Genomic DNA, 20,519 nt, shown 5'->3' with positions numbered 1-20,519 from the left:
GGATGAAACACATCGCAATTCTTGGCGAATGCATGATAGAGCTGAACGGTAAGCCGTTCGGCGCTATGCATCAGACATTTGGCGGAGATACGCTGAATGCCGCGGTGTACTTACGCCGCGGTTGTCAGGTTAATCCCGATCCTAAAGCGATCAAGGTCTCCTACGTTACCGCTTTGGGCACAGATCCTATCAGCGACGGTATGCTAAAGCATTGGCAGCAAGAAGGGCTCGCCACCAGCATGGTACTGCGCGATACCAGGCGCACGCCCGGCCTGTATCTGATCCAGTTGGATGATCAGGGCGAGCGCACGTTTCTATACTGGCGCAACCAGTCTGCTGCAAGATACCTGCTGCAGCACCCTGATTTTAGCCGGGTTAAGAAGGCATTAAGCCAGGTTGACATGGTGTTTTTAAGTGGTATCACCCTGGCTATATTGCCCGAAAATGACCGGGTCGAACTGCTTAACCTATTGGCCGAGCTCAGAAAAAGTGGCGTTGAAATCGCTTTTGACAGCAATTTCCGCCCGGCGCTGTGGCCAGATGATAACCAGGCAACGGTGAGGTTTATCTATGAAGCCATGTACCAGATCACCGATCTGGCCCTGGTCACCTTCGATGATGAACAGCAGCTATGGGGCGATGCAACACCACAGCAAACTCTAAAGCGTCTGCGTTCACTGGGTGTTAAGAACTCGGTAGTTAAAACCGGCAAAGATGGCTGTTTAGCCCAACAAGCGGGTCAACCGGCTCATATTGTCACCACGCAACCGGTGGCCAATGTCGTGGATACCACCTCTGCCGGTGACTCATTTAATGGTGGATTTTTGTCCGCATACCTGGCCGGGGCAACGCTTACTCACGCATGCCAGCGCGGCAATGCCATGGCGGGTACCGTGATTCAGCACCGTGGCGCCATCATTGCCAAAACCCATACTCAAGCAGCACTTGAAGCTTATTAAGGAATCTCAATGTCTAATATAAAACAACAGCTTAGCGAACTTAAAATTATACCTGTTATCGCCATCGACAAGGCCGAAGATATCGTCCCTCTGGGTAAAGTGTTGGCTGAGAATGGCCTGCCAGGGGCTGAAATTACCTTCCGCTCGGATGCTGCCGCTGAAGCCATTCGCTTGCTGCGCGAGTCTCAGCCAGAGATGCTGATTGGTGCCGGTACGGTGCTAACCCGCGAGCAGGTGATCGCAGCCAAACAGGCTGGGGCAACCTTTGTTGTATCTCCGGGCTTTAATCCGAACACGGTCAAAGCTTGCCAGGATATCGGCATCGATATCGTGCCCGGCGTTAACAGCCCGTCCAATATCGAGGCTGCACTGGAAATGGGCCTGACCACGCTGAAATTCTTTCCTGCCGAAGCATCCGGCGGCATTAACATGGTTAAGTCTCTGCTGGCCCCTTACACCGATGTCTCACTGATGCCGACAGGCGGAATTAACCCCGCTAACGTTCGCGACTACCTGGCGATCCCTCGCGTGTTGGCCTGCGGCGGCACTTGGATGGTAGACAAAAAACTGGTCGAAAATGGTGACTGGGACCAAATCGCCCGCCTGACCCGTGAAGCGGTAGCCCTGGTCAGTTAAGCCCGCTCAACCCAATAACAGCCCGGCTCACAGGGCTGTTTTTTATTTGGAGTAACACATTGGAAGATTGGCTGGCACAACTGGTTGGCGGCGCGGCATTTCTGATTGGCGTGATAGCTTTCTGGCAAAAAGACGATCTTAATTTTCGTTATCAGATGGTGGCCTTTTGTCTGGTAATGAGTGTCCACTTTGTCCTGATGGGCGCGACCGTCGCGGCCATTGGCGTGGCCATTAATGGCATACGCAGCTTTGCCTCGATTAAACTGCGCTCCAAAGCGGTGATGTGGTTTTTCCTGGCGTTGATGTGGCTAATGACCCTGCCCAATGTCAGTCACATTCTGGAACTGTTCACCGTGGTAGGTTCGTCCGTCGCAACCTGGGCGCTGTTTTGCAAACAGGGCATTACCCTGCGCGCGCTGATACTGTTTAACTCTGTCTGCTGGGTTAGCCACAACATCTGGCTGGGCTCTATTGGCGGGTCGCTGGTAGAAGCCAGTTTTATTGTTACCAATCTGGTCACCATCTACCGAATACACCGTAACAGCAGTGACCATCAGAATAGCATGACGGCCGAAAACGAATCCGTCTGAACAGGCAACACTATTACACCAGGGCGGTGATCTGGTCACGCAGCCAACGTACCGAAGGGTCAAGGTTGAGACGAGGGTGCCAGGCTAACGACAGACGATACGGGTCATTATCAAACGGCAGCGAAAATCTCTCTAACGCATCTTCAGCTTGATTAAGCAGCATATCCGGCACAGTACAAACATAATCCGTAGTCAGCAGTATATCGCGAACCATCGCGGCCTGCGGAACGGCGATCGCTATATTGCGCTCGCGATTCATCGCCCGCAAATAGTCGTCCATATAGCCCTGGAAACGACCATGTTCAGGTGGTACGACGACGTGATGTAGCTGGCAATAACTATCAATGTCGAGTGGTTTGTTACCTCGAGGATGACCTTTGCGCTGCACCATGACAAAAGGGGCTTCGCGTAATACGGTGGATATAAGCCCGGCCGGTATTTCGCGAAACGATTCCACCAGCAGATCAAAAGTGCCCTGCTCCATCTGCTCAGCTATCTGGCCGGGGGCACTGATGCTGCAGGCAAGTTGCACTCCCGGGCCTGCGGATTCAGCCAGCGCGGCAATTAACGGCACGCAAAACAGCGCCGCGGCACTGTCGCCAAACGCGACATGAAATCGCCGGGTATCGTTAGCCGGGTCGAACGTTAATTCGCTCTCCACAACTGCGCCAAGTGTTTTCAAGGCCGAACGCAGCGAAGATTGCAACATTAGCGCCCTGCTGGTTGGCGTCATACCGCGCCGGTGTTTGAGCGGCACTAACAACGGGTCATTAAACAGCTCTCGTAATCTGGCTAGCTGAGCCGACATCGCCGGCTGGCTGAGGTGAAGCCTTTGCGCAGCTCGGGTCACATTGCATTCAGTTAGCAGCACATCCAGTGACACCAGCAGGTTGAGATCGATTCGGCTTAAGTTCATGAGGTATCCATGAGAATTATCACTGTCATAATAATAAACGATTTGTTCAATAACTGTTGTGGTAGGTAGAGTAAGCCACGCCGCGAAAGAATATGGATTCACAGCAGGCATGTTGCATCGCGCCTTATACCCACGTGGAGAACACCCCATGACAAAGCCCACATCATTACTTGAGCAATTGATCGGTGCCTGGTCGCTGGTTTCGTATGTCGAAAAACCGCTCGATGGTTCTGAGCCCATCTACCCGTTTGGCAAGTCGCCAAAAGGCATCATTATGTACACTCCGGATGGCTACATGTCAGCGCAGATTTCCACACTGAACCGACCGCATTTCGCATCAGGTGACTGGTTCAAGGGTAGCGAAAAAGAACTCGCCAACGAAGCCAGCTCGTACATCGCCTACACCGGTCCGTTTGATGTCGATGAGGAGACGCACTCACTGACTCATACCATGTTTATTTCACTGTTTCCCAACTGGACAGGGCAAACCCAGCCACGTAAGGTCAAACTGGAGGGTAAAAGCTTGTGGCTTAGTACCGCAAGCCCAATTATCTCCGGGGGTAAAGAGGTACACTCCTACCTTCACTGGCTGAAGATGCGTTAAGTGCCGGCGGTGCATCCGCCGCCAGGCCGATTTTTGCTGAATGCTGTAGCTCCCCCGATCAACATACGGCATTCAGCTTTTTTCCCCTTTCAACATGGCAACCGTACCCTGCTATGTGGTCATTTTTGTTTATTTCTTGCCTATTCGTACCGCAGGGACAAATCAACCCGGTGAATGTATTTATCCGATCAGTAGGTTGCGCTAATATTGCTCAAAACCAAACTAACGAACCCGGATCGTATTCCTGAGTAACATTCAGCACCCTCTCAGGTCTGGCACTGTGAAAACACCGATTAATCCCGTTTCGTTGTCTCGTCTGGACCAACATTCATGCAGCTATTTCAATATTTAAAGTGGTTTTTCCGCCGGCACAAGTTTACCTACGCGATAGCACTATCGATGCTGTTTACGGTCGCAATGCTCAACATGGCAGTGCCCTGGTTTATCGGCAGCGCAATAGATAAGCTGCTGGAAACCAGAGATTTTTCTCAGGCAGAATACTATCTGTTTGCGCTTTTGGGCGTCAGTATTCTGGTTTATCTGCTGCGCTACGGCTGGCGGCGGATGCTGTTTGGTACCTCTTATCAACTGGGCAATATCCTGCGTGAGCGCTTCTACCACCGCCTGCTTCGCCAGGGCCAGGCTTTCTATAACGAGCGTTCAACCGGCGATCTGATGGCGCGGGCCACTAACGATATTGATGCGGTGGAAATGGCCGCCGGTGAAGGGATTCTGTCCGGCTTTGATGGCCTGATGACCTTTATTCTGGTGCTGGTGATGATGTTTGTATTCATCGACTGGCAACTGGCGATACTGGCCATTCTGCCGTTTCCATTTATGGGCTACGGGTTTTATCGGCTGTCTAACCAGATTCACCACCAGTTCAAAGACACGCTGGACACCTTTTCAACCTTAAACGAACAGGCGCAACAATCCATTGCCGGCATCCGGATGATCAAGTCCATGGGCCGTGAAGCCATAGAAACCGGCAAATTTGACCGCATCGCCGAACAGGCCGCGCAAACCACCTACAAAGTGCAGCGTTCAGAGGCGTTGTTTGACCCGATTATTCAATTGAGTCTGGGCTCGGCACTGCTTATCGCCATGTTGGTCGGCGGCTGGCAGATCAGCTCTGGTAATCTGACCGTCGGTCAGCTCACCAGTTTTACCCTTTATCTGTCTGAACTGATCTGGCCGATGTACGCCTTTGGCTGGCTGATGAACATCCTGCAACGTGGTAACGCGGCTATCGGCCGGCTGGAAGAGTTACTCAACCTGCCCGATTCCATCAGCGACCAGGGTAAATCCGAGCCCCAAGGCTACGACATCACCGTTGATCAGCTCAGTTTCCATTATCCCGATACCGAACAAGCCGCACTGAGCAATATCTCCGTTCATCTGGCACAAAATCAGGTTCTGGGTATTGCCGGGGCGACCGGCGCGGGCAAATCAACTTTATTGCACCTGCTGATGCGCTACTGGGAAGCGGAACACGGCAGTATCCAGGTTGGCAATACGGCGATTGAATCGATTCCGCTCAGCAGGCTGCGCAATTTGTATGCGTATGTGCCGCAGGACGCGTTCCTGTTCAGCATGAGCATCATGGAGAACATTCGCATTGGCCGCAGCGGAGCCTCGGACGATGAGGTTCACCAGGCGGCCAAGCTGGCGGCGGTACATGAAGATATTATGCAGTTCCCCGACGGCTATCAGACTCTGGTCGGCGAACGTGGTGTCACCCTATCCGGTGGCCAGCGCCAGCGTATCTCCATTGCCCGGGCACTGATCAGCCAGGCTCCCATTCTGGTATTGGATGATGCCTTGTCCGCGGTGGACATCAAAACCGAAAAACTCATTATTGAACACTTACAACAGCGCCGGGAGCAAACCCTGATTGTGGTCAGTCACCGGTTGTCGGCCATCGAACGCGCCGACCAGATAGTGGTACTGGCCCACGGCGACGTGATTGAAAAAGGTCGCCACCGGGAGCTTATCCGCCAGGATGGCTGGTACGCCAGAATGGCGGCCTATCAACAGATGGAACAAGCGATGGAGAGTGAACTGCAATGAACCGCAGAACAAACAAAACAGAGAAACGCAGTTCCGGCTCGGTCAAAATGCTGATGAGCTACGTGTTTGCCGAAAAAACCTTGTTCCTGAAAACCTTGCTGTTGGTGGTGCTTGCCACCGGGTTTGATGTGCTGGGCCCGATGCTGAGTAAAGTCTTTATCGATGAATTCGTGATGCAGAACCACTACCCGACCTGGCCTGTGGTTGGCGTGATCAGCCTGTTTATTATCTCCGTGCTGGCCGGTACTTATCTGAGGTATAAACAGACGCTGCGTTTTCTCGACATTGCGCTCAATGCGGTACTCGACATTCGCAAAAGGCTGTTTAAGCACGTGTTAACTTTGCCGGTGCCCTTCTTTGATTATGCCCGTACCGGTCAGTTAGTCAGCCGCATCACCAACGATACCGAGTCTATCAAAGACATTTATGTGCAGTTTCTGTCTAACATTCTGGCCAACCTGATCCTGCTGATTGGGATATTAACCGCGATGGCGATTCTGGACCTGCAACTAATGCTGGTCGCGCTGATGCTGATCCCGGCGGTGGTGACGCTGATTTATCTCTACCAGAAGTTCAGCGTTAAAGCGGTGACCGAAAGCCGTCAGCTGCGCTCTGACATCAACGCCACCATGAACGAATCGATCAGCGGTATGACGGTGATCCAGGCCACCAACCAACAACAGGCCAAGTACGATCAGTATCAACAGATTAATAACGACTACTACGCCACGCGGCTGAAGTCGGTCACCATTGGTTCGCTGTTGCTGCGTCCGGCTATCAACCTGCTCAGCATACTGGTGTTGGGTGGCGTAGTGTGGTTTTTTGGTTTGCAGGTGGTGCAAGGTGTGGCCGAAGTTGGCGTGCTGTATGCCTACCTCAACTACCTGGGCCGATTCAGTGAGCCGTTAGTCGAAATCACCCAGCGTTTCAGCATGTATCAGCAGGCAATCGTCGCCGGCGATCGGGTCTATGAACTGATGCAGGAGCCGTCAACTCACCATGACAAAGCCTGTTGGAGCGAGATCGAGCAAGGCAACCTGAGCATTGAAAAACTGGTGTTCAGCTACCAGAAAGACAAACCCGTACTGCACGAAATCGATGCCCGGGTGGATGCCGGTCAGTTCTATGCCATCGTCGGTCATACCGGCAGCGGCAAGTCGACCCTGCTTAATCTGCTGTTGAACTTTTATCAGCCTGAGTCCGGCAGCATCCGGATTGACGGGCACAAGATCGATCAGTACCACCAGCACACTCTGCGCCAGGGAATTGGCTTTATTCCCCAGGAGCCATTTGTGCTGGCAACCACAGTGTTCGATAACATCGATATGGGACGAGGGCTCAGCCAGCAAGCGGTTGAACAGGCAGCGCGGCAGGCGCATCTGCATGATGTGATCAGCGCGATGAACAACGGCTATCAAACCCAGCTTGGTGAAGGGGGTTTCCGGCTTTCAACTGGTCAGCGGCAGCAATTGATCATTGCCCGCGCACTGGCCGGTTCACCTAAGATTCTGCTACTGGACGAAGCGACAGCCAATATTGATAGCGAAACGGAACAAGTGGTGCAGCGCGCCCTTAACGATCTGCGCGGAAAAGTGACGTTGATTGTGGTGGCGCACCGTTTGTCGACCATCCACCACGCCGATAACATTCTGGTACTGGAAAAAGGCCACCTGGTTGAACAGGGTAGCCACCGCCAGCTGATGGCGATAGACCACGGTCGCTACCGCGCCATGTACCTGTTGCAGCAACAAGAACAGATGGTGGCGGAAGCCGAACAGACCGTGTGCCTGTCATCCTAGTCTGTCTTGGCGAGTGTTGCCGGGGTACTGGTCAGGTTGAGGATTACCGTTCCGACCAAAATCGCAAGGCTAATCGACACTAAACGCGTCACTTCTGCCGATAATGGCTCACTGCCCTGGTAAGTCATAATCTGATTCACCAGCACGATAAAATTGGTAAAGAGTAACTGGTAGATACTGATGCGACATTGGCGCCGAATGGCAAAACCGGCCAGACGCAGGCCCATAAAGCAGGTAACTCCTAAGATACCCAGGTGGGTAGCCCTGCGCTGTGTAACAGCATGATGGGAATGGTCATCAGAATACCGAGCGTTGTAGCCACCAAGCGGTTGTTACTGAATATGCGTTGATCGCGGGAGACAGGGATCTTAATCATACTGGCAATGGTAATCGCGATAAGCAGTGACTGGGAACTTTCCGTGCCGATTAACGCGAACAACACCAGCAGTAAGGCTGTGGTCTTAAACGCTATCAGGCCTAAATGGAGTTGTGCCCCCTCCATGGCCTGTTCATCGGGCAATATGTCCTGCTCGTCGCCTGGAAACAGCAGATAGCTGGCATAAGTCACCACCAGCGCGGTGACAAAGGTTTCCAGCATCACCAACGGCAAGCTAGAAATGGACACCCCATACTGAATGTTCACCACACTGGTAATGATCACAAATATCATCACAAACGTCGCCAGCATGTCTCTGGGATCCTGATGACTGCGGTAGAAACTCCAAAATAGCATCAACCAGCAAAACAGCCCGAACCCGGTGGGCGTATCGAGCAGTGCTTCACCCAGAGAGGTAATGACAAGACTGACCAGCACAATAACCGCTAACAGCTTCAGCATCAGATCGAGTGGCGGCTTCGAAGGCATGCTGGTCAATAGGATCACCACAAACATCGGCGCCAGCACAGGCATAAATGCCCCTTGCGACATTAAATAAAACAGCAATAACGTCGGGCCAAAGACCAAACGGATAATCGGGTTCGCGGCACTACGAAACATAAGTCCAGATACTCAAGATTCTCATCCAAACACCGGCCAGCCATTCACCAACCGTACTCTGCTCGGTATAAAATGCCACGGTTGCCTGAGAGCCGTAGCGGATGTTGGACAACGTGGAGGTATCATCGAACACAACATTAACCGGGTAGCGCTGTGGGCTGATATTGGCGGAATTTGCATTCAGAAAACCGGTGGTTGGGTCAATGTCGTTACTGCCGCCGGTACCCCAGCCAATGCTGTCGACTTTACCGGTCAGCACTCTTCCTGGCAGGGCATCCAGGACAATTTTCACCGTTTGCCCCGGGCGGATATGCTCAATGGAGTTCTCCCTCGCCAGAGCGGAAATCCAGACGCTGCGAGGGTCGATAAACGTCAACAGTGGTGACCCCGCTGCCGCCGTTTGACCAATGGTTAACTGTAAGTTGGTTACAATTCCTCGTGATGGTGCCAGCACTTTGGTTTTCTGCAGATCAAGCTGAGCTTTCTCTAAGTTTGCCATCGCCGCCAGAATATGGGGGTTATTACTGCCAGTCGGGCCCAGGTTCTGTTTTGCCTGCAACAGTGACGCTTCTGCTGCTTCAAAATTTGCCTGGGTGCGATTTTTCGCTTCATTGGCGTTATCTAAATCTGCCTGGCTAAGCACCCCGCGTGCCGCCAACTCCGCCGTTCTTCGCGCCTGCTCTCTGGCGTTATTGCGCGCGGCCAACGCATCGACCACGCGAGCCTGGGCAACCTCAACCGCGGCGGTGCTGGCGCCAATATTCTGGCCGGCAATGGCAAGGTTAGCCTGAGCCGTATCTAGCGCGATCTGGTAGTTTCTGGGATCAATCTGAAACAGCATTTCGCCGGCATCCACCACCTGGTTATCGGTAACACCCACATCAATAATGTTGCCCGACACTTCCGGCGCGACTCTGACTAAATACGAATGTACCCGGGCGTTACCGGTAATTGGCGCGACGCGATCCGCCCACAGGCTGTAAAGCCAAATGGCAAGCACAGCGGAAATAATAACGACACTCAGTTTTCTAGAAGCTTTTTCGGCAGCTGACATAACTTGGTTGCTCTTTTTAACGACCTGATAATTAAGACTATTCTAACTTACTCTAAAGCGCTAGTAGCCTATGTCCAATAAACGCCATATGGTAAAAAACAATCCCTGTTCTATTTCGTGTCACTGATGTTGGCATTTCCCGAACTGGCTTAATTCGGCTAGCTCTCTCAGCTTAAGCTCACAATTTTGTCATTGCCTTCAAACACAACAATCAAAATACCTTATATTGATACTATTGGTATCATTATTTGACTTATTGTCGGAGTTGTTATGTTTTCATTAACTGGAATTAACACCAAAATTGGCGAATCACCGATATGGAAGAATGACACTCAAAGCGTAGTATGGATTGAAGCCGCCGGACAGGAAGTGTTTGAATACTTTCTGGAAAATAAAACTGTACAGCGTTTTCGCGTGCCTTTTGACATCACTGCCATCGCCTTGTGTGACAATGGCCATTGGCTCTGCGCCAGTAAGCAGGGTTTATACTACTGTTCTTCACGGTTTGACCAATTCACTGCGATAGCCGATCCCTGCGCCAAGACAGAGCAGCTGCATCTCAATGATGCCGTCGCGTCGCCAACCGGCCAATTGTGGTTCGGCTCAATGAATTTTGCGCAACTGGAAGCACCCGATGGTCAATTTTTTCAGCTAACCGACAATGGCATCCTTACTATGGATAGTGGCTTTAGTGTTGCCAATGGTATAGCGTTCAACCCAACCCTTAAGCGGGCCTACTGCTCGAATATGTTTCAAAGGAAAGTGTACGAATATCAGTTAGATGACACCATGAGCCAGATTCTGGACAAATCTGTCTTTGTTGAGTTCGACGAGTCATTGGGCTTCCCCGACGGCTTGTGTGTCGATGCATCAGGCAACCTGTATGTCTGCCACTGGGAGGGGGGAATCATTAGTTACTACGCGCCGTCAACCAATCTGCTTGGGGATGCCAACATGCTCGGACAGATAGACTTGCCGGTGAAACATGCAACTCGCTGTACCTTTGGTGGTCCGGAGTTCAAAACCCTGTTTGTCACTACCGCAGACTTTGAACTGAGCGATGAGGAAGCGAAGTGCTACCCACAATCTGGTGAGCTGTTAATACTGGATGCCCCGACACTAGGTCAACCAGAGAACAGGGTAAATTCTGCGTTACTCAATAATTGGCAACCAAGCGTTGAGCCTCTAACCAGTTGAAACCCAATTAAGAGTTTGGGATTATAGGCCTTGCTCCCCGGGCGGTAACCGTCGTCTGTGCCCCGGGCCGCTTTTACAAGGAATCAAAGGTGTCAGAAAAAGCAAACTCGGTTGATCGGCTGATCAGCATCATCAAACAGATTGGCGAAGCGAAGTCTCCCATCCCCGCTTCCGATATCATCTTTGAGTCTGGTATTCCTAAACCGACCTGCCACCGGTTATTGCAACAGTTAGAAGACGCCCACTATGTACAAACCGATGAACGCGGGCACTTTTTTCCGGGTTCTCAGCTGTTGTCCATCGCGCTGGATGTCAAATGGACCAATCAACATAAGTTGCAAAGGCAGGCGATACTGCACGGTTTATCCCGTAAACTGGAAGAAACCTGTGGCCTGGCGCTGGCCAAAGACGACCCCAACCCGCACATGATCTACTACGACCGCATTCAAACCAACTGGCCGTTGCAGATTGTTATCCCGGTGGGTTTTCCAACGCCTTTATGGGCATCAGCAAGCGGTAAGCTGTTTTTAAGCACTCTGACCCCGCCACAACTGCGCCGGGTGTTGGGCAAAATAGAACTCACTCAATGCGCTAAAAATACCATTACAGACCGGCAGCAGCTTAAAAAAGAGCTGAGCCAGATCCAACGACGCGGTTACAGTGTTGACGACGAAGAGTTCATCGACGGCATGGTGGCTATCGCACTGCCACTGTTTGACCAGTACGGTCATTTTATGGCGGCGCTATTCTGTCATTGCCCGAAAAGCCGTAAAAATGTCTCTGATCTGGAAAACTACTTACCTATCCTGCGTTCAGCCCAGCAGAACCTGGAAGCCGTCTATCAAGACATGAAAAAACAGTTTGGTTAAGGCGTTACACCAAGTTCTCCCAAGGTGAACTGAAGGATGTCATTAGCTGCTGAACGCATCTCAGGAACGAAGGTGCGCAGCTTTTCCATTGAGGTGCGAAAGCTGGGCGCATGGCAGAACAGATAACCAAAATTAAACTCATTAGTACCGATTGGCACGGACACGGCAACCATACCATCAACGAACTCTTCATTGTCTTCACCAAACCCTTGTTGGTAAATCCGTGCCAGTTCGTCCAGAAATTGCTGCTCATTGGTGATGGTTTTCGGTGTCAGTTCACTTAGCCCCATATGCGAAATCACGTTGCGGCGAATATCTTCTTCCAGCGAAGACAAATACAGCTTGCCCGAAGCCGATGCAGCAATAGGCACTGGGCTTCCTTCCGCCAGGTTGATTTGCAGCGGCCAATTGCAATTGACCCGTTCGAAATAGATCATCTCGATTCCGTTTGGCACCGATATCCCGCAGGTTTCGCCGATAGAGTCCGACAAACGCTGCAGAACCGCCAACCGTTGTTCTGAAAAGCGCTGGTTCTTAAGAATATCGTGCGACAGAGACTGCAGCTCAGGCCCGGCAATAACCCGGCCGACAATGTTCTCCTGCAACTGACCCAACTTGATGAGCTGATTGATCAGCTTGTTGGCAGAGGCTATCGGCATATTCATCTGCTGCGCGATCAACTCTCTGTCTAACTGACCCCGTTTTTGCGCGACGATGGCCAGCAGCTGTAAAACCCGATCGAGTGTGGATCCTTTAGTGGAACTGGAAATTGCCATAGAGTTGTCTATTTCCCTGAATCAAATAACGGCATACCTGAGTTAGCGTATTGTTTTTGCTGTTCAAACGCAACTTTAGCTGGCGCAGATAAAGTAAGGGCTTGCACCTGCAAGCCCTTATTAGCATCAATTACCATGTAACTGCGCATTTCCCCAACTGGCGTGATCGTTGCCATTACCATCACCGGCATTGTTCACTTTCAGCGTCAGGGTCGTTTTATCTGATGGTATATCGACCGACACGACTTCCGCAGAGTCACTGCCTGTTAAAGTTGAACTCTGGAAATACAACTGGCCATCCAACTCAACCTGAAATACCACCGAGCCAGCATTGCCCACTTCATCATCCACACCAACCGATGCAGTAAACTGACGGTACTGGCCGGCAGAGAACGAATAGACCACGGCGGAGGCAGCATGAACCCCCAGGCCTTTAGCGAACGTCTGACCGCCGATAGAGATCGCCACACCATCCCCTGCACTCTGTTCCCCGTTGCTGGTGTCTTTTTCAATCGGACCCCAACCATTGGTTGAAGAGTCTTCCTGTAAGTCACTGAGATAGACACTGCTGGAAGGGTCGGGCGCACTGCCCGGATCTTCGGTCATAAACAGATTACCGGAACCATTATCCGACGGGTGAATCCAGTTAGTCCCACCATCAGGGTCATAGGCAAAGGCATAACCCGTATGGGCCCCACTGCCTCCATTGCCGTTACTCATTCTGAGTTCAAACTGATGCCAGCCTGGGGTTAAATCCAGATTGGCGGTCGAAACCCGGTCATTCCAGAGATCGCTGCTGAGCACTAACTGGCCATCGATCCAAAGGCGAGTCTTGTCATCGTTGTTTTCACTAAACGAGATCTGACCGTCGGCATCATAAATGTAACCGGAATACACCTCAGTCGTGTTGCCCGCTATGGCATCTTCTGTCTCACTCAAACTGGTGGTAATCGTGGTTTTTGGATTGGCATCGGTTTCGTTGATGTTGCCCGACAGAGTCCCGTAGAACAGTCCTGGAACCGCAGACGAACCGCCTTCACTCGGGATCCTTAACTTCGCATCCCCCCATGAGCCATGGTCACTGCCGACACCGTCGCCGGCATCGGTGACAATCAGCTTCAGTTCCTGAGCACTGCTGCTGATATTAACCTCGACATACTCTGCCACATCACTGCCTCGAAGTACGCTGCTTTGATACGCCATCAGGTCATCCAGCCAGACTTCAAATACCACCGATCCTGAGTTACTGGTTTCATCATCGACCCCGACAAACGCGGTAAACTGATTGTAGTCAGCATCAGCCAAGTTATAGGTCACCTCAGAATAGGCATGCACCCCCAGCCCCTTATCGAACTGACTACCGCCAATCGATATGGTCCGGCCATCACCCGCTGAATTTTCGCCAACGCTGCTGTCTTTCTCTATCGGCCCCCAGCCGTTGGTAGAGGACGTTTCGGTTAAATCACTGACGTAAACATAGCTGGTAGCTTGCGGTGGATCTGTGACGACAATCTCCGGGCCTTCATACTCTATCTGCTGCAGGTATGCGACCAGCGCTGCCCTTTCCTGGCTGTCAGTAACTGAGTGTTCAGAACCGACCTGCAACGCGTCATCCAGGGTTGCCGCCTGACCATTGTGGAAATATGGCGCACTATTCCAGACACCAATCAGGCTAGGAGTGTCGAACCCGACTCCCGCTAGCGGCGCACCGATACCAAGACCTGATGACGCGGTGATGGTACCTACATCGTGCCTTTGCATGTCGGTGTAATAAGCACCGGAGTGGCAACTATCACACCCCTTAGAGCTAAATAGCGCTTCACCGGTTTGCGCTTCTGCCGTCAATTGTCCGCTTGCGTCCCGGTTAGGACTCTCCGGGAACTGATTGAGGCTGCTTACGTAAAACGCCAGGTTGTCCAGATCTTCACTTCGACCTGTTTTCGGGCTACCGAGTGGATCTTCAGACAAGGTAAACAGCGCATCGACCATAAACCCTCTGCCGCCGAACGCATAACGGATATCGTTTTCGAAGTCTTGAATTTCGTCAAAGTTGGCAGTCCAGTGTACACGGCCGTTACCGGTACCTGTCTTACCCTGCAACGAAATGGTATTGCGCAGCCCTTCTCCCCGGTCGGTGAAATCCCAGACCCGTTGGTCACTGTCACCATCAGCATGACAACTGGCACAGGAGATATAGCCATCCTGGGTCATGCGCGCATCCGCCGCGTTGTAGAAGATTTGCTTACCTTTGAGTACCCTTGGGTGCAGAGTTTCACTGTCGACCAGTGAGATCTGCGCCAGAGTTGAAATGTCCCCTTTGGTGGCAAGGAACTCGCTGACATCATGGACAGAAACGGTTCTCGACATAAAGTTATGAACAAACAAGGTATTGCCGGATAACACCAGACCACGAGGTGCCAACCCGGTATCAAATATCTCCCCGGCACGGTTTAAGTTGTACGCACTGCGGATTTCTATGCTGTTTTGACCTTCAATCGCAACAAACACATAGTCACCCAGCTCACTGAATACTGCAGCTTTAGGTTGAGCACGGTTATCGAGGTCCAGAGCCCCCGCAGACACAGTTTGCGTATTCAGGTCCAATCGATTCACCACCGCCCGCACCGTGGTTTCAAATGTCAGCTTTCTGGTGTTATCGCCTTCAAGATATGGCCCCCGGTCAACGTTGGCCTTGTTGGAAGGTAACCAGGCACTGTACCCGTCCGGCGAAATGGTCACTGACGAGAGATAGTTTGCAATTCCACGACTGCGATCCGGGCCGTCCAGCGTAGTGGTATCTTTGGCGATTTGATAGCGCTGGTCGATGGTCATACTCGCGACATCTACCGCCACCACTTCCGCATAGGATTGCGGTGAGATAAACCGGGTAACCAGAGCCTGGGAAGAACTGCTGTCAATGGCAATACCCCGGGCGCTATGGCCGACATCAACGGTCGCGGTCACGGTTTTGCTGACCGGATCAATTTTGGCTAACTGACCACTGGCCTGCAAGGACACGAAGGCGGCACTGCCATCGGGGGCAAATACCACACCGTAAGGCTGGCTACCTCGTGGCAAGGCAATACTGTCCACCAACTGACCGCTGGCATTCAGAATGGTAATGCTGGCATCAGACTGGTTGGCAATCCAGAGGTTACCATCAGGTGCCGCCGCCACGGTTCTCGGCTGATCGCCTACTGGGGTTTCCCATTGTTTGTCAAACGGGCTGACATTGCTGAGGGCACTGACGCTGTCATTGTCCTCATTGACCGCAATGATCAGACTGCCTGATTCGATAATCGTCGAAGACGTGGTTGGTGCCGTAGAGGTAGGTTGACGATAGACGGTGATCGGCACCGATTTACTGCTTTCGAACACACCGTCAGAGGTGGTTTCCCGAATGGTCACGACAGCAGACCAATGGTTAGGCTCACTGTAGGAATGGGTTGTGCCACCACTGGTTGAAAATGGTGTTGAAGCACTTCCATCACCAAAGTTCCAGGAGTACTCAATGGTTCCGCCCAGTAGTGGCGAGGTGGATGCTGTAAACGTTGCACCACTGCCTAAAGGTACTTCGTCTGTGGCCGTCACGGTCACATCATGACCGACCTGAGAACCGGTCGCGAACCGATACTCGGTACGAGCCATAGCGTTGCCGGCAAAGTCTGTCACCCCTTCCAGGGTAACAACATAAATACTGTCTGCCTCTAGCGGTTGCGAGGGGGTGAAATGGACAAAACCCAGGTTGGTACTGTATTCGCCCTGCAGTGCACTGCTGCTACCGAGTTTGGCTACGCGAAATGTGGTCGCATTGACCGACTCCATCAACACACTGTCTGACAGTGCAACCCCCACCCGGGTAGTTAATGGCTGTAACGTCGCATCAAATGCCGGGTTCGCAGCCGATATATAAGGAGGGGTTGTATCGGGGCTGCTCTGATGTGCTATCAAGCCGCTACCTGAGCCATGGTCGTTACCCACCCAAACCAGGTTACCAAATGGAAACACCTGGCCATGGTCGGTATTAGTACTGGCAGCATTGAGTGAACTACGGCCTAACTCGCTGATATTATTGATATCGCTTACATCCAAAATAGCGATATCGTCCTGATTACCCAGAAACAGTTTATTGTCTTGCAGGTTACAGTACAGGTTCTGATAGCCGGTGAGCTTGTCGTTTACCAGACTGATCGGGTTAGTGGTGGTATCGTAAATTCGCAGCGAATCACTGGTGCTGCGCGCACCAAAGTAGGCATACTTACCGTCCCAGCAAGAAGCGTAATATTTTTCCGGTAATGAACTGACCGTACGGACGACGGTTGGATTGGTCGGGTCATCGATATTAAGAATTGAGAAGCCCGCCGTCCCTTCCATGCTGGAAATAAACATCCGGTTACCGAGCGCAAATACCGGGCCGACGTTAAACCCACCCAGAGTAGAGGTCGGTACCGTTTTCACCAATGCCGGGTTAGCCATGTCCGAGGTATCGACGATGCTGAGACCAGCGTTGCCCCGGGAAACATACAGGTAAGGTGCCTGCCAGAACAGTTGCCAGGAGACATTGTTGTAGTCACCAAAATTAACGCCGGGAATTTCCAGCTTAGACAAACGAATGGGATTCGCCACATCCGACCAATCCCATATCTCAATACCTTTACCTGATTGAATGGCAATGGTGTTGTTTTCACCCAAACCAAACGAGTGTGGCTCTCTGAACTCGGCCGTCCTTAGCCCGTCTCCCGTGCGGGTGGCCTCGGCCAGATCTGGCTCGTAAACCGTTTTGACCAGTTGCATCGATTTGGGGTTGGACACATCCATTGCGATCCATCCGCCAGGGCCACCGCCACTGTCAGGGGCAAAAACGCCCACCATATAGCCATTGAGCATGGTCATTACATTCACGCCATAGTGCTTGCGCCCGGGGTAATCCGGCGGCAGTATATTGGTCGTATCATCAATTAACGGGCTTGATACATGGGTGAATGCTTCTGTAGAACCGTAGTTGAGGTTACCCAATCCGGGGCCCTGGGCGGCATTTGCCGCCGACAGAAACGATGCACCGCATAGTCCCGCTATAACACTGCTTATCACAGGGCGACGCCAAGTCTTTATCGACTCTATCAACCTATTGGCTTTCATCGCCTTCTCCTTGCTTTTGTGGTCATTAAAATAAGCTCACTTTTGCAACAAAAGTGAGCACCTACAAAACATGAAGAGGACAGGATGACTTACCCTACCGCTACCAACTAAAGCAACCCGACATCGCACCTCCTCACGTCAATCTCCTATTTCATCGTCGGCATGACGAATTCAGCTTCCGTGTTTGCTTTCAGTGTTGAGGTTGAGCCGCTTTTCAGGTTCGACTCAGGCCAACGCGTGGTGATGGTTTTCATGCGGGTGAAGAAGCGCACACCGTCTGGGCCATGCATATGCAATGGGCCAAATAACGACCGCTTCCAGCCGCCGAAACTGTGGAATGCCATTGGCACGGGAATAGGTACGTTGACTCCCACCATGCCTATCTGCACTTTGGCGGCGAAGTCTCTGGCGGTGTCGCCGTCGGCGGTAAATATTGCGGTCCCGTTGCCGTATTCATGGTTATTGATCAGGTTCAGGGCCTGCTGGTAGTTATCGACCCGCATCACGCACAAGACAGGGCCGAAAATTTCCTCGCGGTAAATGGTCATCTGGTCGGTCACACCATCAAACAGGCTACCGCCAACAAAATAGCCGGCACTGGATGAGGCAATGTCGACGCTGCGGCCATCGACCACCAACTGAGCCCCTTCCTCAACCCCTTTTTCGATGTAGGAACAGACCTTTTGCTTATGCTGCTCGGTAATCAACGGCCCCATATCATTTTCAATCTCCTGACCATAACCAGGCCCTACTTTCAGAGTGGCCAGCTTATCCTGTAAGCGGCGAACCAGCGCATCACCAGTGCCCTCACCTACCGCCACCGCGACTGAGATTGCCATGCATCGCTCACCGGCAGCACCATACGCCGCCCCCATCAGGGCATTCACCGCACCATCGATGTCGGCATCCGGCATCACCACCATATGGTTTTTGGCCCCACCCAACGCCTGGACGCGCTTACCATGCTTAGCCCCTTCGGCATAGATATATTCGGCAATAGGCGTAGAACCGACAAAACTGATCGCCTGAACTCGCTCGTCCTGCAGCAGGGTATCCACCGCTTCTTTATCGCCCTGAACGATATTGAACACGCCATCGGGAAGCCCGGCCTGTTTCAGCAGCTCGGCAACATACAAAGGTGCCGACGGGTTTTTCTCAGAAGGTTTAAGAATAAAGGTATTGCCGGTGGCGATGGCGATCGGGAACATCCACATCGGTACCATCACCGGGAAGTTAAATGGTGAAATGCCCGCCACGACACCCAGAGGCATCATTTGCGAGTGTGAATCGACATCCGTGCCCACATTCAGGCTGTGTTCACCTTTCTGCAGGTGCGGGATGCCGCAGGCAAATTCGACCACTTCTAAACCGCGGGTGATCTCGCCGAGCGCATCGCTGAATACCTTGCCATGTTCGCGGCTGATGATTTCAGCTAACTCATTGCGATTCTGTTCCAGTAACGCTTTAAATCTAAACATCACCCGGGCCCGGTTTAGTGGCGTGGTCACCGACCAGGTCTTAAACGCCTGCTCCGCTTGTTCTATTGCCGCGGCTACCTCAGCCCGGTCAGACAGAGTCACATGATTCTGCACCTCGCCGGTGGCTGGGTCATACACAGGTAACTGTCGTCCTGATTGGCTCTCGACCAACTGGTTATTAATAAAATTGCTAATCATGGTTTCATCCTTGTGTTGAAATTGATTCGGTCCGGTTGTTGGCTACCAGGCAGCTTTGTACAGCTCGACGATGGTCTCTTTATCGGGTACCCGCGGGTTGTTGTTCGGCGAACCTGAGGCCAGCGCCTGCTCGGCCATCACGTCCAGGCTGGTCCAGTACGCCTGCTTATCGATGCCGAAATCGCTCATCGACGGCACGCCCAAATCAAGGTTGATCTGCTTAAGCTCGGTAAGCAGCACGTCAACCGCCGTGTCATCACTCGCTTTGGCGTCAACCAGCCCCATCGCTCTGGCACAGTCGGCATAACGGGCCTTGGCTGCCGGGATGGAATACTCCGTCACTGTCGGTAACAACATGGCGTTGCTCATACCGTGTGGGACATGAAAGTGGGCGCCAATCGGCCGGCTCATGCCGTGAACCAAGGCGACCGAGGCATTTGAAAACGCCACGCCGGCCAATGTGGCCCCCAGCATGATCTGTTCTTTGGCTTGTCTGTTATCGGGATTGCCGACCGCTTCACGCAGGTTAGGGGCAATCAGCCTGATGGCCATCAGAGCCTGCTGGTCGGTAAACAGTCCGGCTTTACCGCTGACATAGGCTTCGATGGCATGGGTCAGCGCATCGATTCCCGTGTCTGCAGTAATCCGCTGCGGTGCGGTCATGGTCAGTTCGTAGTCGATGATGGCCGCAGACGGGATCAAGCCAGGTCCCATGCAAAGCAGTTTTTCATCATTGCTCTCATCGGTAATGATGGTCACTTTGGTTACTTCAGAACCGGTGCCCGCGGTGGTCGGGATGGCGATTAGAGGAATGATCGGGCTGGTGACAATATTCGGTACGCTGTAATCGCGAATTCGTCCGGGCGAGTTGGTCAGTAGGGCAATGGCTTTTGCACTGTCGATGACACTGCCGCCACCGAGTGCCACCACGCCGTCGTAGTGACCTTCAATCGCCTTATTAACCGCAGGAAGAATGGAGGCTTCCGTGGGCTCGGGAATGGTGTCGGTAAACACATCCGCTTCAATTCCAGCCTCAAGGATAATCGTTTTCAGGCGCTCAACCTGACCGAGTTCAGACATCACAGGATCCGAGACGATCAGTACACGCTGACAGCCCAGCTCGGATGCCACCGCGCCGGCAGCATTGATCGCACCTTCTCCCACTTCTAATCGTTTAGGTAACACAATAGATTGGCTCATAAACCACCTCTCATTTTATTTCGATACTTTTTGTATC

The 20,519-nt window shown here is 52.3% G+C and carries 16 protein-coding genes; 8 read left to right on the top strand and 8 right to left on the bottom strand.

What is annotated here, in order from left to right; translation table 11 throughout:
• Positions 1-2: 2 nt before the first annotated feature.
• Genes ACQY6F_RS07410 through ACQY6F_RS07400 form a run of 3 tightly spaced genes read left to right on the top strand, consistent with a single transcriptional unit; the run spans position 3 to position 2,185 of the window.
• Positions 3-959, top strand: coding sequence for a sugar kinase (locus ACQY6F_RS07410; RefSeq protein ID WP_428773325.1), 957 nt, complete (start codon positions 3-5; stop codon positions 957-959).
• 9 nt (positions 960-968) lie between these two features.
• The gene (locus ACQY6F_RS07405; RefSeq protein WP_428773324.1) at positions 969-1,595 is read left to right on the top strand and encodes a bifunctional 4-hydroxy-2-oxoglutarate aldolase/2-dehydro-3-deoxy-phosphogluconate aldolase; all 627 of its coding nucleotides are present in this window, start codon (positions 969-971) and stop codon (positions 1,593-1,595) included.
• Between the two features lie 59 nt (positions 1,596-1,654).
• Positions 1,655-2,185 carry a YgjV family protein gene (locus ACQY6F_RS07400; RefSeq protein ID WP_428773323.1) on the top strand — a complete coding sequence of 177 codons (531 nt, stop codon included), beginning with the start codon at positions 1,655-1,657 and terminating at the stop codon, positions 2,183-2,185.
• Between the two features lie 13 nt (positions 2,186-2,198).
• Here the strand turns inward: ACQY6F_RS07400 and ACQY6F_RS07395 are convergent, their stop codons facing one another.
• Positions 2,199-3,101, bottom strand: a complete 903-nt coding sequence (locus ACQY6F_RS07395) for a LysR family transcriptional regulator (protein WP_428773321.1) — start codon at positions 3,099-3,101, stop codon at positions 2,199-2,201.
• 148 nt (positions 3,102-3,249) lie between these two features.
• On the opposite strand from ACQY6F_RS07395, the gene ACQY6F_RS07390 reads away from it, so the two are divergent.
• The 3 genes from ACQY6F_RS07390 to ACQY6F_RS07380 all read left to right on the top strand — a co-directional run bounded on the left by ACQY6F_RS07390 (position 3,250) and on the right by ACQY6F_RS07380 (position 7,574).
• Positions 3,250-3,705: a lipocalin-like domain-containing protein gene (locus tag ACQY6F_RS07390; RefSeq protein WP_428773319.1), complete on the top strand. Its 456-nt coding sequence runs from the start codon at positions 3,250-3,252 to the stop codon at positions 3,703-3,705.
• Between the two features lie 330 nt (positions 3,706-4,035).
• The gene (locus tag ACQY6F_RS07385) at positions 4,036-5,775 is read left to right on the top strand and encodes an ABC transporter ATP-binding protein (protein WP_428773318.1); all 1,740 of its coding nucleotides are present in this window, start codon (positions 4,036-4,038) and stop codon (positions 5,773-5,775) included.
• A complete protein-coding gene (locus ACQY6F_RS07380) occupies positions 5,772-7,574 on the top strand; it encodes an ABC transporter ATP-binding protein (RefSeq protein ID WP_428773317.1) in 1,803 nt (600 codons plus the stop codon). The genes ACQY6F_RS07385 and ACQY6F_RS07380 overlap by 4 nt, the downstream gene beginning before the upstream one ends.
• Here the strand turns inward: ACQY6F_RS07380 and ACQY6F_RS07375 are convergent.
• The 3 genes from ACQY6F_RS07375 to ACQY6F_RS07365 are packed head-to-tail and all read right to left on the bottom strand — an operon-like array spanning position 7,571 to position 9,625.
• Positions 7,571-7,801 carry a hypothetical protein gene (locus tag ACQY6F_RS07375; protein ID WP_428773316.1) on the bottom strand — a complete coding sequence of 77 codons (231 nt, stop codon included), beginning with the start codon at positions 7,799-7,801 and terminating at the stop codon, positions 7,571-7,573. The two genes, ACQY6F_RS07380 and ACQY6F_RS07375, sit on opposite strands and share 4 nt — an antisense overlap.
• A 14-nt stretch (positions 7,802-7,815) precedes the next feature.
• Positions 7,816-8,571 carry a DUF2955 domain-containing protein gene (locus tag ACQY6F_RS07370; RefSeq protein WP_428773315.1) on the bottom strand — a complete coding sequence of 252 codons (756 nt, stop codon included), beginning with the start codon at positions 8,569-8,571 and terminating at the stop codon, positions 7,816-7,818.
• Positions 8,561-9,625, bottom strand: a complete 1,065-nt coding sequence (locus ACQY6F_RS07365) for an HlyD family secretion protein (RefSeq protein ID WP_428773313.1) — start codon at positions 9,623-9,625, stop codon at positions 8,561-8,563. Before ACQY6F_RS07365 ends, ACQY6F_RS07370 begins: the two co-directional genes overlap by 11 nt.
• A 270-nt stretch (positions 9,626-9,895) precedes the next feature.
• On the opposite strand from ACQY6F_RS07365, the gene ACQY6F_RS07360 reads away from it, so the two are divergent.
• Positions 9,896-10,822: an SMP-30/gluconolactonase/LRE family protein gene (locus tag ACQY6F_RS07360; protein ID WP_428773312.1), complete on the top strand. Its 927-nt coding sequence runs from the start codon at positions 9,896-9,898 to the stop codon at positions 10,820-10,822.
• A gap of 89 nt (positions 10,823-10,911) precedes the next feature.
• Positions 10,912-11,691 carry an IclR family transcriptional regulator gene (locus tag ACQY6F_RS07355; RefSeq protein WP_428773311.1) on the top strand — a complete coding sequence of 260 codons (780 nt, stop codon included), beginning with the start codon at positions 10,912-10,914 and terminating at the stop codon, positions 11,689-11,691.
• On the opposite strand, the gene ACQY6F_RS07350 is transcribed toward ACQY6F_RS07355, so the two are convergent.
• The 4 genes from ACQY6F_RS07350 to ACQY6F_RS07335 form a co-directional block, all read right to left on the bottom strand.
• Positions 11,688-12,467, bottom strand: a complete 780-nt coding sequence (locus tag ACQY6F_RS07350) for an IclR family transcriptional regulator (RefSeq protein WP_428773310.1) — start codon at positions 12,465-12,467, stop codon at positions 11,688-11,690. The two genes, ACQY6F_RS07355 and ACQY6F_RS07350, sit on opposite strands and share 4 nt — an antisense overlap.
• Positions 12,468-12,593: 126 nt before the next feature.
• On the bottom strand, positions 12,594-17,606 hold the full coding sequence (locus ACQY6F_RS07345; protein ID WP_428773308.1) for an NPCBM/NEW2 domain-containing protein: 5,013 nt from the start codon (positions 17,604-17,606) through the stop codon (positions 12,594-12,596).
• Between the two features lie 146 nt (positions 17,607-17,752).
• Positions 17,753-19,282 (bottom strand): CoA-acylating methylmalonate-semialdehyde dehydrogenase, encoded by a 1,530-nt coding sequence (locus tag ACQY6F_RS07340; RefSeq protein ID WP_428773306.1) that lies wholly within the window; start codon positions 19,280-19,282, stop codon positions 17,753-17,755.
• Positions 19,283-19,324: 42 nt separating this feature from the next.
• Positions 19,325-20,482 carry an iron-containing alcohol dehydrogenase gene (locus ACQY6F_RS07335; protein ID WP_428773304.1) on the bottom strand — a complete coding sequence of 386 codons (1,158 nt, stop codon included), beginning with the start codon at positions 20,480-20,482 and terminating at the stop codon, positions 19,325-19,327.
• Positions 20,483-20,519 lie beyond the last annotated feature (37 nt).

Source organism: Vibrio sp. (genome assembly GCF_050299255.1).
In the GTDB taxonomy this organism is placed as follows: Bacteria; Pseudomonadota; Gammaproteobacteria; order Enterobacterales; family Vibrionaceae; genus Vibrio.
The sequence above is the reverse complement of the archived record's forward strand: the minus strand, read 5'-3'. Positions and strand labels throughout refer to the sequence as shown.